Source organism: Pseudonocardia sp. TMWB2A (assembly GCF_017312135.1).
Genome location: NZ_QKQY01000004.1, coordinates 66,868 through 79,952, shown reverse-complemented (window position 1 = coordinate 79,952; position 13,085 = coordinate 66,868). Strand labels below are relative to the sequence as shown.

The following is a 13,085-nucleotide window of genomic DNA, read 5'->3' as shown; positions in this document are numbered from 1 at the left end:
CGTGTCGGGTGAGGTGGGTAGCGAGGTGCTGGAAGGGCCGGCCGCACTCATGACACAGCACCCGCCCGGTATCGGGGTCGACGTCGAGGACCCCGTACCGGCCGTATCCGTCGGGGCCGCCGTACACCGGCCGGTCAGGCGTGCTGTTCATGGATGCCGACGCGGGCAGTCTCGACGGCTCGATGGTCGAGTTCCGGCGGGTGAGGTGCACGCACGATCAGCATTCTGCCCGCATGGACCTCCGCCGCCAGTTCTCTCGGGTGGCCGCGGATAGACTCGGCTGCACGTCCTCACCTGAGCTCGGGCGTCGTGTGCGTCAGCAGGGCGCAGGCATCGACTCGCTCTACTAGATCAGCGAGCGGATCGACACTAAGATCGACAACCTGTCTGGCGATGTCGCCGCCGTCCGCAGGGACATCGAGTCCCTTCGCCGGGATGTCGACGGCGTCCGTGTGGCCAATGAGCGACGCTTCGACGCGCTGGATCAGCAGGTGCAGAGCAACCAGAAGCTGCTCACCCAGATCCTGCAGCGCCTGCAGGCCTGACTACCGCCACGACCCACAGGATCCCTGCTCACGAGAAGTTTCTCGTCCCGGGCGAGACCGGCTGAGGGCGCGCCGGGGGTCTACTCGAGTGCGAGCTGCCGCGTGATCGCTCCGCAGAGCTGCGCGACCACTTACCACTGAGCCGTTGCTGGGCACGTCGAACTGTTGAAGCGGGACCCGGCGCCCGTGTCCCCATGGCCAGCTGCGGTTGAGGGCTTGGTGGTGGATCAGGGCGCCGTCTACAGGAGGGTGATCTCGACGCCGGGGTTGAGGCGGGTCAGCCGGTCGGGGTCGGCGCTCAGTGCCGGCCAGCCGCGTTGGCGGGCGGTGTACACGACGTGGCCGGCGAGTGCGTCGAAGGCGTCGGCGTGGTCGAGCAGCGTGGTCACTGCGGCGGCGGCGTCGACGTCAAGTTCGCTCACGATGACCGAGGGGTGGCCGATGAGTTCCGCCAGCTGTGGGCCGGACTCGGGGAGCACTGCGCGGACCTCGGTCAAGGCGAGGGAGGGCAGGTAGAGCGCGATCCCGACCTGGCGGGCGGTCGCGATCCATGCCACCGCGCCGAGGTGCCCGCGGACGAGGGCGGCCAGGGCGGAGGCGTCGAGGACCTTGCCGCCGATCACGCGTGGGTCATGCTGCGCTCAGGCAGCGTCGTCGACGGGCAGGGTCCGGCGGATCTCGGCGTCTCCGGGCCAGTCCAGGCCCAGGTCGGCGTAGATCGCGCGGTAGTGCTCCAGCGATGGGGCACCGTGGCGCGAGACCATCCGGGACACGACCGCCGACGCACGGCCGTCGGCGTCCGGTGAGGGGGCGCCGTGCGCGCGGTGATCCTGCTGAGTCACTCGACGATGGTAGCGCGTCCCCGGGGCCTGTCGAGGGACGCCGATGACGAGCGCGTCCTACTCGGGGCGAGTCTTGCCTGGCATCTACCCGGGTCGCCGCGACCTCGGCGACCGCATGTCCTGTGGAGTCAACGGTCAGGTAATCAGGTCGTTCTCCGCGAGGCGCTGAAGCGCGGGCACATCGAGCACCACCACGACGTCGCCGTCGCGGCGCACCCACCCCTCCCGCTCCAGCTCAACGACCGCGTTCAGCACCCGCGCTTTCCCCTTCGACCCCTTCGAGTGCGGCTGCTCGTCGAACCGGGCCGGCCGCCGAGCGGCCGCCGACGTCGCCGACACCGGCCGCCCGACGTCGTGCTCGGGGAACATCACCGACCACTCCTCACGGATCACCGACCGAGGGACCCTGGTCGACCCGGTCTCGCTGACCAGGTCGACCAGCAGCCCCGCCATCTCCGCGGCCTGCGTCCCGAGGATCACAGCGCGGCCGCCTCCGCGCGGCCGCCGTCGTAGCGGCGCCGCCACTCGGCGGGCTCCAGCACGTCCATGTCAGCCCACTTCAGGCGGGAGAACTCCGCCTGCACGCCGGGCCACAGCGCGGCTCGCGCGAGGGTGTCGAAACCGTGCGAGCGGTCGAGGTGGTGGTGCGCGGAGGTGAACCGCGGCTCGTCCCGGTCGCCGAGGTGGCGCTGGGTGACCCGGCCGACGTGAGCACCGTCCAGGGTGACCTTCCAGGTCCGGAAGGCGTCGCGGCGCCGCTTGACATCGTCCTCGACGGCCGCACCCGCCTCGCCGCCCCCCACCGCGCCCCCGACTCCGCACGCCGCTACAGGGTGCGAGCATCCGGGGCCCGGCCTGGCGGCCCTGGTCGAGCAGGCGCAGCGGGGTCTGGGTGTCGGCGAGGACCCGGCTCAGGCGCTGCACGGCGTCGAGTGCGGTCCGGTTGCCGAGCGGGGCGGGCGGCACGAACGGCTCGTCGTCGCCGTCGGTGTCGTCTTCCCATGCGGCGAGGGTCAGCAGCATCTCCTCGCCCTGGCGCAGGGTCTCGGTCAGCTCGTCGACCAGGTCGGGCACCAGCACCGTGCGCCACCACCCGCCCGGGCCGTCGCCCACGCTTGCGGTGGGTGGGAAGTCCTCGGGGTGAGTCATGACGGGCTCCCTGCGCCGGGCCGGACGGGGTCAGAGGAACCAGACGGCGGCTCAGGGCGGGGTGCGTGGCCGTCGGCGCGCTGCGCGACGTCGCTGTCGCGGGCTGCGGTGAGCCAGGGCGCCCAGTCCTGGGTGCGGAGCGGTGCGGCGTTCTCGACCCGGTCGGATCGGTGCTCGGCGTTGGGGCAGTAGCCGGCGCGGGCGGCGTCCTTGGTGTCGATCATGGCGTAGGCGGTGGGGACCCAGCGGGTGTGCCAGTCCGCGACCAAGGTTGGGGAGCCGTCGGGGCCGTAGGCGTGGACGTGGGTGTGGTGGAGCCAGGACAGGGTTTCGCGGCCCCAGTGGTGGGCGGGCCAGCAGGGTGGGATCTGGCGGCAGGTCGGGGCGAGGGTGGGGATGGCGATGGTGTCCATCCAGCGGGCCAGCTCGTCCCACGCCGATGCGGCGTTCGGTGTGGGCGTGGCGCTCATCGTGAGCGCGGATCTCGGTGCGCAGCGCGGCCACCGCGGCGATCAGTTCCTCGATCCGAGGATCGGTGGCGCCGGGGCCGGTCATGAGCTCTGTTCTCGACACCCGGTGCCGGCCCGGGCCACAACACCGGCCACGCCCGGATCGAGACTGCGCAGTGATGCCGGCAGGGCCGAGCCGGCGCGCGGCGTACCGGAAGTCGTCGAGGTCATCGCAGCGTTCCTGTCGGGTCGGGTGTCGCGGCGGGCTGGACGGGGTGTGCTCGCGATGGGAGTCAGGGTGGTCCCAGGTGGTCGTTGAGCAGTGCGGTGATCCGGTCGTTAAGAGCGTCGGCGTCGTCGGCGACGCCATCGAGGAGGCCGAGGACCTCGTCCAGGCTGGGCGTCCGGGTCTCGGGGGCGGTGCGCGGTGGGTGCGGGACCTGATTCTGCGCTGCGGGCGGGGCGGGTGTGTCGTGCCGGGCGGGGTGTGTCGTGCGGTCGGTGGTGAGGGCGAGGCGGGTGCGGATCGTGCGGGTGGTGATGGGGCGGTAGTCATCGAGCCAGCCGTGCCGGTCGATCGCCGGGAGCAGGGTGGCCGCGGCGCGCCACCGCGGCGGGCCCGGGACGGTGTGATGGTGCGGGTCCGCGTTCGTGGGGGCGTGGGCGGCGGTGAGGTGCATGCGGGCCGAGCCGCGCCCGAGCCCGTCGAGGGTGCCGAGGATGTCGAGCCAGCGCACCACAGCGCAGACCGGACAGCGTCGCGGATCCGTATCCACCGGGACCAGCCAGTCGGCGAGCAGCACACCATCGGAGGCGAGAGTGTCGGCGCCGAGAGCGCCGGGGACAGGATCGGCGGCGAACCTGACGTCCGGGGGAACCAGTGCCCGGGTGCGGTCGTGGGGCAGGCCCACGACGTGTGTGGTGACGACGAGGAAGGCGTCACGGCGGCCGTGGAGCCCGTAAGGCCAGCCACGGGTCGCACAGGCCCCGATCATCTCCCCCGGGTCGGCACCGGCCGCCCGAGCCGGCCGCGAAGCTGGTGGTGCTGCCGGTCCGGTGTCCGGGCGCAGGAGCAGATGTCCGGCGTGGCGGTGGGCGGCGGCGATCGCGCGGACCCGCCGTCCCAGGGTGGCCGGGCGTGCCGGTACCGCGGTGAAGAACCCGGCCAGGGTGGCCACCGTGGTCGGTAGCGCCGGCTGCCCAGTCGCGGCGGCGTAGTCGCAGAACAACGCCCACTCCCGGGCGTAGCCGGGACCGGCCATGTTCCCCAGGGGGCAGCCCGCGGCGCTCGATGTGGCCGTGGGGCTGGTGGCCGGTGCTGGAGTCTCGTCTCGGGCGGGGGTCATCGCCGGGTACACCCTGTTATGGCTGGATCACGGGGGTTTGTTCAGGCAAGCAGCCTGGGTGTCGAGAACACGTCAGAACCATCCCGACGTGCCTGCGGTCGACGCCCCCTGGTGAAGGTACTGGCTCCATCCGGGGGCAGGTCGAGGACTCACCGACTTGCACGGACAAGGGAGACCCCAAGCGGTGTGCGTTCGTACAGAACGGTGCGCCCCACCCTGCAGCTGCGTATCGCCCCTGCGTTCCGCAGTGCAGTCAGATGCTCCGAAATTGTCGAGGGGCTCAATCGGAAAAGCCTGGCCAACGCGGCAGTAGAGTTCGGTTCTGCCAATTTCACCAGGATCTCGGCCCGTGTCCGGCCGATCAGTTGCTGCAGGGCGGGGAGCGCCTGCTGTGGAGCAGGTTCCCACAGGTCACTCACTCCTCTGGCAGGATAGAACAGCGTCGGCTGCCAGGGTGGTTCGACGACGACAGTCATGGCCGGCCAGATGAAAGCGCTCGGAACCATCAAGAGCCCTTGGCCGCGCAATGATCGGTCCAGGGTGTACGAGGTTTCAGCCTTGATCGAGCCGTCGTGCCACAGGATACTTGCATGGAGATCCGGGAGTAGCCGCTGTAGGCCACCTTCGGTCAGCTGTCTGGACCTGGCGCCGATATCGGCGGCGAGGAGATCACGCAGCTGCGGCCATTGGGGTGCCACTAGCGTTGCCCAGCACCGCCGCAGGATGTCCACCAATACCTGCAGCGCGATCTTGGCATCGGAGAGCAGTAGGCTCGCGACCCCGGGAGAGACAGGATCTGCTTGTCGGTCCGCACCTTTGAGGCATCGCGTGATCTCGCGCTCGACTTGATCCAGCGGTGTCTGCTCGACTGCACGCAGTTCGTTCGCGAAAGACGTAGCTTGCGTGGCGGGCGGCGGGGCCAAGAAGTCCGGGGTGTATCCCCTGCGCGGTAGGAGAGCTTTCAGGGGAGCGAGGTCGAAGTCGACCTGACTGCGGGCGCGTTCCAGCCATTTCCTGTGGTAGATCTGCCGGTCCGGCTCACCGAGGGTGCGGACTGCTGAGACCGTCTCCCACAGGGGCGACAGTGCGAAGCGGCACCGCGCCAGATCTTGGCGGCCCATCACCAGCTGCACGGAATCTCCGAGGGTCGGAAATGCACACCGGGACACGCCGAGCGAGGATCGGGGCGCCGGGCGCAACGGCTATCTTCGAACGAGATCGTAACACTTCCGCATTATCGTTTCGAGGGCATATTTCCTCGATTGCACACCGGAGGCGTCAGTCTCTGTTTCGCAAGCGTACGTGGCGCCGGATCATGGTAGAGCCATTGAGTAGACTCCGCTATTATGCAATTATGCGTTCAGGGGTGCCACGCGGAGTTCGGCCAGTCCCTTGATGCTGGCATTTTCGAGCCACCGAGGGTTGCCCACTAAACCCACTTCGGGGTAAGCCAGGAAAGCTTTGATCACCCCGCAGGTCCATTGCATGACGAAAGTCGATCCCGGGCACGAGTGAACTCCCCGACCGAACGCCATGTGAGGGTTGTGTTTGCGGTCGAGAATCATCTCGTTCGAGTCAGTGAAGACGGCCGGATCGCGGTCGATGGCCCCGTGAAGGATGATGATCTCGTCGCCGCGTTCGATCGTGCTCTGCCCGAGTTCTGTCGTCGTGACAGCGGCCCTCGCGTCGGCCTGCACCGAGCTGCTGAAGCGGAGGAGTTCGTTCACGGCTCGAACCAGCTGATCGTCGTTCATGCGTCGGACCGGCATCCCAGCTGAGATGAGGTTGAGCAGCGCCAGTCCCATGAACCGTCCCCAGGACTGGTAGGCAGCCTGCAGGACGGTTCGAACTGAGTTGAGTAGCCAGGCCTCAGGGAGCTGCCCGGCCGGCTGGAGCATCCTGAGCACGAAGCTGTCCTGAGCTGCGTGGCGACTCCAACTGGTGATGTAGGCGTTGACCGACGAGCGTGCGTTCGGCCCGTCGTCTCCCGATTCCGGCTTCAGCCCGCCGTCCATGCTGTCGACGATGGCGTCAGACGCGGTGGAGAACGCCGGGCCATCGTCGATCGTGACGCCGAGCAGACAGGAGGCCAGGTCCAGCGCCACCGGCCTCACGACCTCGGAGACGACGTCGAACTCCCGTCCCCGCACGCGATCCAGTCGATCGGCCGCAAACTCCATTGCGCGGACCTCTTGCGCGTGGCCCTTCGCGGACGGGAGGCAGTCTAGAACGTGGCGCCTCATCTCGGTATGGTCCGGAGGATCCAGGGACTGGATACTGAGAAGTGGTTCGGGAATAGTAACGCCGACACGGCGCCAATCTGCAACGAACACATTGTGATTCTTGACGACTTGTTGAGCCAGCAGGTAGTCGGTGACTACCCAAGCTTTGAGCCCCTCGTGCCACACCGCCGGAGAGGTGTCACGTAGTCGCTGATACGTCTTGGCAGGATCGGATAGGGATTCTGCGTCAAGCGGATCGTAGAGCGCAAACGACATATCTTCCTCTTCCGGTTGCTGCCAGCTCCGCCGCAGGTGGGCCGAGTCAGAAAATGACTCGGCCCACCTACTACCGTCGTGACCCGTTTCAGTGCAGGTGCCGCATGTGAATTCAGCTCCTTTCCGACCACCGTGAGCCGCATACCTGAGCGACTACCTCGGTGCACCAGTAATGCGCCGTGCACCCAATCGGAAACGTAGCTGCCCGTCAGATCGCCCAGCAATAGTCCATTCCGGGCACGGAGCCATTTGCGGACGCGTCCCGCTGACCTTGATCGCCCCACGGTGGCCAAGGCGGATGCGGAGACCCACGCCCTATTCCAAGACCGCATACGGGCAGGTAGAACCGCCTATGAGGCCATCACTCGTCCACAGGCTGCGCAGGCTGGACCCACGCAATCAGACGCTTTCCCGATGCCTGGTCGCAAAGAGTCGCGTCCGGCATACGATTCGGATATATCCGAATCATTTGAGTGCGCGAGCGAGCTAATAGATCATCACGCTGTGAAAGGCAAGACTCCCCAGGGTTCCGTCCAGACCCCACAGGTCCCCACTGAGCTGACGTCGTACTCTCAGGTTCTCGCCATCCCGGAGTTCCGCACGATCTTTGCCGCGCAGACAGTTGCCACTCTGGCGAACGTGGTCGTCCAGATCACTCTTGCGGTCCTGGTGTTCCAGCAGAGCGGCTCGCCGCTCCTGTCTTCGCTCACGTTCGCTCTGGGATTCGCTCCATATATTTTCAGCGCAACGCTTCTCTCGGCCTTGACCGACCGATTCTCAGCACGTTCGGTGATGGCATCCAGTCACCTTCTGAGCGCGCTGGTGATTGCCTCGATGGCCATACCTGGCCTGCCGGTGTGGGCGGTTCTGGTCCTGCTGGTTCTCCTCGGCATCGCGACACCAGTCTTCCAAGGCGCCAGAGCCGCCAATCTCCCGGACGTACTGGGCGAATCAGGCTATACATTGGGCCGTTCGTTGCTCCGCCTGGTGTCGCAGAGCACGCAGGTCATCGGCTTCGCAGCCGGCGGCCTGCTGCTGCTCGTCTGGAGCCCCGCCACCTGTCTTCTCGTCTCGGCGGCCGGTTGCGGACTTGCAGCTGCTCTGGTCCAGCTTGGTACACCGTTCCGGCCGCCCCGCACCCTGGTTGACGTCCCGCGGAAGTCACTGACGCGTGACTCCCTGTCCGGGGTGCGAGAGATTCTTGCCATCAGGCAGTTGCGTCCGTTGCTGCTGCTCACCTGGTTGCCACCGGTGTTCGTCGTGGCACCCGAGGCGCTGGCTGTGCCCTATGCAGAGCAGCTGGGTTCCACGAGCGTCCTCGTCGGGTTGCTGCTGTGTGGCGCACCGGTCGGGTCGGTGCTCGGCGAACTTGCGACTGGCCTCAGCGCTCCAGCGCGCACCCGTGTCCGACTGATGTTCCCGTTCGCGATTCTCATGTTCCTCCCGCTCCTGGTCTTCGTTGCTGAACCCGGCGCGATTGTCGCGGTATCGCTTCTCGTCACCTGCGGTCTCGGATTTACCTACGCAATGGGTCTGGACCAGCGAGTTCTCGACGCTACCCCGGATCGTCTACGGGGCCAGACGCTGACGCTCACCGTTGCCGGGCTCATGACCGGACAGGGCATCGGTTTCGCATTAGCCGGCGCCCTGGCCGAAGTCGTCTCAGCCAGCAACGTGATCGCACTAGCCGGAGGCGCCGGTCTGCTCAGCGTGGCAGCGTGCAACATCGCCATCAGACGACAACATCGCGTAGATCATCCGGCTAGCTGATCCGAAATCGGGTGTGCTCATGAGCGATCCAAAAGACCTATCGGCGCCGTCGTCACCGACTGGCATCATTGCTGCGCGTCTCAACGTCGCGGTCGAGGCGGCTAAGATGACGGTCGATCTAGCTAATCTCACAGCAGGTCCGTGGGCCGCGCAGCAGACTCTGACCCAAACAGGCCGTATCGAGTCGACATCCGAATCAAAGTGGACCTGTCTGCCTCTTCGTAGTCCAGCGGGTGCAGTCGAACGGACCGATCCCGGCGGCCCAGGAATCGACGACTACAAATTTACCCGGCTGGTGCATGAGACGCCGAATATCCTTCGGCTTCTCACAGCATTACCGACGCAATTGCGCAGTGTCCGACTCATGTCCCTCGCTCCCTCCGCCACGGTTGCCGAACATCGAGACACCCCAACGGGCTTGGACTTCGGGCTCCTCCGTCTGCACGTACCGATCACAACGAACCCCGGGGCCGTCCTCACCATCGACGGCGTCGACCACTGCTGGCAGCCAGGCAGCCTGTGGTATGGCGACTTCAGCAAGCCCCACAAGGTAGCCAACCTGGGGCGCGAAAGCCGCGTACATCTCGTGATCGACTGCGTCGTCACTCCGGAGCTCCTGGCATTGTTTCCCCACCAGTTCCGCGAACAGGTCTCGTCCAGCTCGGTGCTGTTCCACCGGAGCGAAGTACCTCTACATCGAGCCGAGCTGACCCTGTTCGAAGGTACTTGCCAGTTGCCGGAGAGCTTCCTCCAGCTAGACGAGGAAGTCCGGAACAATGGTGAGCCGGATATCGCAGCGAACATCGACGGCTCGGATGGCTCTCTCACCCTCCGAACAGCCGGCGGGGGCCGCTACGGCCTGGTTCATGTCGGCCGAGGAGAGTTCCGCCTGACAGGCTGGATCGAAGAACGTGGCCTGCACCTCTGCCCGTCGGAGTTTACGATCCGCTTCTTCAGTCGTCGAGGATGCGCGGAGCGTTCGGTCATCCGCCCTTTCACTCCCACGCTCCGAGCGCTTTCGAAGCATCCAGGGCGACGTTGAAAGATGGTCAACGACGCAAGCCCGCCACCGCACTTTGTCCAACGCTGTCGGCTGGCTTGGGTGCGGCGCATCCGGGTCGGCGGCAGCGAGGCTAGCCCAGAGGGAGATGGATTCGTATGAGTCCGGCTGGTCGAGGGACCGCATCAGATGGGAGCCCGGTCGCTCCCGACGGAAGCCCTGTCGGACTGTATCGGTTGTACCCGCCTGGTCGAGAACCCGCACTTATCCACGACTCCGTAGCTGCATGCTGCACGGTACTGGAGCTCGGGTGCGGCGCCGGGCGCATCACTCACGCCCTACTGGCCCTCGGCCACGCAGTAGTGGCCGTCGACGAGTCTGCCGAGATGCTGTCCTGCATCTCCGGGGCACAGACGGTCATGTCCGACATAGAAACTCTCGATCTACCCGACAAGTTCCGAGCCGTGGTACTGGGTAGCTACCTGATCAATACCACGGTGCCCGGCCAACGGGATTCTTTCTTCGCCGCCTGCGTCCGTCATGTACATCCCGAAGGCGCAGTTCTCATCCAGCGCACATCACCCGAGTTCGCTCGTAGCATCACCAGCGGTAGCGTGCGCCGTTCCCAAGGCTTCGTATCCGAAATTCGCAGTGTCTCGTTTGACTCCGGAGTCATCCGCGTAGAGGAGGAATGGCGTCGCGGTGAAGTGAGTTGGACACACAACTGGGCCGATCTAGTGCTTTCGGATGAACGATTCGTTCGCATGGCTCGGTCGCACGGGCTCACTCATCAGGAGTGGCTCGACCCCCATCATGAGTGGTCGCTGTCGACCCCGTCCACCGCGCCGGACTAGACCCGCCGGCGTACTCGCCAAACTGCCACAACGAGCCAGCGCGAACGATCACGCGGTTCCACAACGAGCGAGGAATGCTCCGCCGCTGATCGCCCCCCGGGCTGAGGGGTCCCGGAGAGCGATCCGAACGGCGAACGTGATGAGGCCCCCGCCGTAGTGCTGCTGCGACGGGGGCCTCGGTTGCGCGCCGTGTCGTTGTGCGTGACTACCCCGGCTTTCGGCGCGCAGCTCGGGGGGAGGGTGGTCAGTTCGTCCAGGTGATCGGGTCGGAGACGCTGAACGAGGGTGCGTACTTCACCGCGTTGACGTCGGTGGTCTGCTGGTCGCCGCAGATCATCCCCGAGGTGGTGCCGCCCGGCGCGAGCTGACCGGAGTTCAGCGCCTTCGCCCCGGCGTTGAACGGGATCGACGCGGACGCCTCCACACCGGCCGGGGTGGTGAACTTCCAGTCGAACGGGTTGAACGACGCCGGGCTGGACCCGTTGTTCTTGTAGGTGACCGTCGAGCACGCCTGCGTCATGCCGAACTCGGTGACCTTCTCCGGCGCGGACGCCGAGATGACCAGATCCCCGGAGGTGGCCTCCTGCCCGAACTTCACCGACTGGTCCCCGCTCGCGGGGCACCGGCGGCGGCAGGGGCGGCGTTCGCGTCGCCCGAGGCGGAGGCCGGGGCCTGCTCGTCGCCGCCACCACCGGTGGCGATCGCGATGACGACGATCGCGACCAGGATTCCGAGGGTCACCTTGAGCCCGGTGCGCTTCTTCTTCGGCGCGGGCGGCGGGATCGGCGGGGCCTGGTTGTACTGCGGGTACTGGCCCTGCGCCATCCAGGTCCTGGTAACCGCGCGACCAGTTGGCGCCCGACCCCGGCCGGGCTCGGCCGCGTCACCCCGTCATTAGGCGTGCGCGCCGCGCTGCGCCACGAATCCGCCGCCGACGACGACCCCGGGCTCGCGGGCCAGTCTGCGGTAGAGCTGCATCGGGGCGCCGTCGACCGGCGACACCACCGACCGGAGCCGGCGGTCGTACACGTTGGGCGAGGTCGCCGCCTCGGGCAGCGTCACGACGTCCGGGCGGTGGACGGCGACGGCGTCACGCACCAGCGCCTCCACCCGCGCCAGGTTCCGCTCGACCGCACCCAGCTCGAGGGCCGGCTGCACGGCCGCCACGGTGATCCGACGGTCCACACCGCACTCCTCACGTCCGAGCCGCGCGACGTCGCACGGCGTCCTCCGGGCACCCGCGACGTGCGGGGCCCCCGGCGGACCGACCGTAGTGGATCACCGGCGAGGAGGGCCGTCCCCCAGTTCGGGGAGGTCCTCGTAGCGCCACTCGGTCGCGGCCACGGCGGCGGCGTCGTCGCGCTCGCGGGCGCGCAGCTCGACCGTGTGGATCTTGCCGGAGATCGTCTTCGGTAGCTCCGCGAACTCCAGCCGCCGCACCCGCAGGTAGGGCGCCAGGTGGTCGCGGGCGTGCGCGAGGATCGCGACGGCCGTCTCCCGGTCGGCTCGTGCCCCGACCAGGGCCGCCAGGCCGGGCCCCGGTGCTCGCACCCTGTGGCCGCTACGAGCACGTGCCCCTGTGTGCGGTCGCTGTGCTCACTCAGGACCTGGATCACCTCGCCGCCGCCACCGCCCAACTGGGACGTGCGGTGGCCCTGCACCCCTACACCGAGCTGGCCGAGGCCATCGCAGCCGGCGCCGAGGCCACCGCCGTGGCGCCCTCGACGGTGCACCGAGTGCTGGTGCGGTGTCGGATCAACCGCCTCGCCCACCTCGACCGCGCCACCGGAGAACCGGTGCGCCGCTACGAACAACCCGCCCGCGGGGATCTGCTGCACGTGGATGTGAAGAAGCTGGGCAACATCCCCGACGGCGGCGGCTGGCGCTATGTCGGGCGCGCCCAAGGAGACCGCAACCGGGCCGCCACCCCCGGCAAGCCCCGCAACGTCCACCACCAGGCGAAGATGGTCTCCGCATTCGTCCACACCGTGCTCGACGACCACTCCCGCCTGGCCTACGCCGAGATCCACGACGACGAGACCGCCGCCACCGCGATCGCTGTGCTGCGCCGCGCGGTGGCCTGGTTCGCCGCCCGCGGCGTCACCACCCGCCGGGTCCTGTCGGACAACGGCTCGGCCTACCGGTCCCACGCCTGGTGCGACACCTACCAGGCGCTGGGGATCACCCCGAAACGGACCCGTCCCTACCGCCCGCAGACCAACGGAAAGATCGAACGGTTCCACCGCACCCTGGCCGACGGCTGGGCCTTGTACTGCCCGGACAGGTTGGTCAACCTGCTGATCGGTGGGAGACCACACCTAGCGGAACGTCGCATTGTGCTTTCTCTGCGCCGCTGTAGAACGATCATGGTGGCTGAGAAGGTCGTTCCCAGGACTGCCATGGACAGGATCAGCCAGAAGTATGGGGTGCCGAGCTCTCGGCTTGCTGCGAGGAGTACCTGTCCCCAGATCGGTCCGACGATTCCGGTCCCGGGGACCAGCTCGCGGTTGGTCCGGGACGTTCTGGCTCGGGCGTAGGCGAGGTGGTCGGGTGCGATGTCGTCCCCACGCCCGCGGCGTAGCGCCCGGTGGACCGCTCGGCGCTGGTCGAGGGTGAGTTCGCGGCACAAGAC

The 13,085-nt window shown here is 67.5% G+C and carries 15 protein-coding genes and 1 pseudogene; 4 read left to right on the top strand and 12 right to left on the bottom strand.

Annotated elements, in window-relative coordinates:
- Positions 1–784: 784 nt before the first annotated feature.
- The 8 genes from DMP17_RS45510 to DMP17_RS45475 form a co-directional block, all read right to left on the bottom strand.
- Complete coding sequence (locus tag DMP17_RS45510; RefSeq protein WP_337832895.1) at positions 785–1,168, bottom strand: hypothetical protein; 384 nt, start codon at positions 1,166–1,168, stop codon at positions 785–787.
- 18 nt (positions 1,169–1,186) lie between these two features.
- Positions 1,187–1,387, bottom strand: a complete 201-nt coding sequence (locus tag DMP17_RS45505; protein WP_337832894.1) for a hypothetical protein — start codon at positions 1,385–1,387, stop codon at positions 1,187–1,189.
- A gap of 135 nt (positions 1,388–1,522) precedes the next feature.
- A complete protein-coding gene (locus DMP17_RS45500) occupies positions 1,523–1,867 on the bottom strand; it encodes a hypothetical protein (protein WP_337832893.1) in 345 nt (114 codons plus the stop codon).
- Entirely contained in the window at positions 1,864–2,190 is a 327-nt protein-coding gene (locus DMP17_RS45495) for a hypothetical protein (protein WP_337832892.1), read from the bottom strand. The genes DMP17_RS45500 and DMP17_RS45495 overlap by 4 nt, the downstream gene beginning before the upstream one ends.
- Before the next feature lie 342 nt (positions 2,191–2,532).
- Complete coding sequence (locus DMP17_RS45490; RefSeq protein WP_337832891.1) at positions 2,533–3,006, bottom strand: hypothetical protein; 474 nt, start codon at positions 3,004–3,006, stop codon at positions 2,533–2,535.
- Positions 3,007–3,278: 272 nt separating this feature from the next.
- A complete protein-coding gene (locus DMP17_RS45485) occupies positions 3,279–4,331 on the bottom strand; it encodes a hypothetical protein (RefSeq protein WP_337832890.1) in 1,053 nt (350 codons plus the stop codon).
- A 149-nt stretch (positions 4,332–4,480) separates the two neighbouring features.
- Entirely contained in the window at positions 4,481–5,464 is a 984-nt protein-coding gene (locus DMP17_RS45480; protein WP_337832889.1) for an ArsR/SmtB family transcription factor, read from the bottom strand.
- Between the two features lie 219 nt (positions 5,465–5,683).
- Positions 5,684–6,829, bottom strand: coding sequence for a cytochrome P450 (locus DMP17_RS45475; protein ID WP_337832888.1), 1,146 nt, complete (start codon positions 6,827–6,829; stop codon positions 5,684–5,686).
- 504 nt (positions 6,830–7,333) lie between these two features.
- On the opposite strand from DMP17_RS45475, the gene DMP17_RS45470 reads away from it, so the two are divergent.
- The 3 genes from DMP17_RS45470 (at position 7,334) to DMP17_RS45460 (ending at position 10,453) form a co-directional block, all read left to right on the top strand.
- On the top strand, positions 7,334–8,599 hold the full coding sequence (locus DMP17_RS45470; protein ID WP_337832887.1) for an MFS transporter: 1,266 nt from the start codon (positions 7,334–7,336) through the stop codon (positions 8,597–8,599).
- 19 nt (positions 8,600–8,618) lie between these two features.
- A complete protein-coding gene (locus tag DMP17_RS45465) occupies positions 8,619–9,641 on the top strand; it encodes an aspartyl/asparaginyl beta-hydroxylase domain-containing protein (protein WP_337832886.1) in 1,023 nt (340 codons plus the stop codon).
- Between the two features lie 116 nt (positions 9,642–9,757).
- Positions 9,758–10,453 (top strand): class I SAM-dependent methyltransferase, encoded by a 696-nt coding sequence (locus tag DMP17_RS45460; protein WP_337832885.1) that lies wholly within the window; start codon positions 9,758–9,760, stop codon positions 10,451–10,453.
- A gap of 244 nt (positions 10,454–10,697) precedes the next feature.
- Here the strand turns inward: DMP17_RS45460 and DMP17_RS45455 are convergent, their stop codons facing one another.
- The 4 genes from DMP17_RS45455 to DMP17_RS45440 all read right to left on the bottom strand — a co-directional run bounded on the left by DMP17_RS45455 (position 10,698) and on the right by DMP17_RS45440 (position 12,004).
- On the bottom strand, positions 10,698–11,051 hold the full coding sequence (locus tag DMP17_RS45455) for a DUF4352 domain-containing protein (RefSeq protein ID WP_337832884.1): 354 nt from the start codon (positions 11,049–11,051) through the stop codon (positions 10,698–10,700).
- Complete coding sequence (locus tag DMP17_RS45450) at positions 11,048–11,278, bottom strand: hypothetical protein (RefSeq protein ID WP_337832883.1); 231 nt, start codon at positions 11,276–11,278, stop codon at positions 11,048–11,050. The genes DMP17_RS45455 and DMP17_RS45450 overlap by 4 nt, the downstream gene beginning before the upstream one ends.
- A gap of 69 nt (positions 11,279–11,347) precedes the next feature.
- A complete protein-coding gene (locus DMP17_RS45445) occupies positions 11,348–11,638 on the bottom strand; it encodes a nitrilase-related carbon-nitrogen hydrolase (RefSeq protein WP_337832882.1) in 291 nt (96 codons plus the stop codon).
- 93 nt (positions 11,639–11,731) lie between these two features.
- Positions 11,732–12,004: a hypothetical protein gene (locus DMP17_RS45440; protein WP_443218003.1), complete on the bottom strand. Its 273-nt coding sequence runs from the start codon at positions 12,002–12,004 to the stop codon at positions 11,732–11,734.
- A gap of 161 nt (positions 12,005–12,165) precedes the next feature.
- On the opposite strand from DMP17_RS45440, the pseudogene DMP17_RS45435 reads away from it, so the two are divergent.
- Positions 12,166–12,720: pseudogene (locus DMP17_RS45435) on the top strand (DDE-type integrase/transposase/recombinase); the annotation flags it as partial.
- Positions 12,721–13,085: the final 365 nt, after the last annotated feature.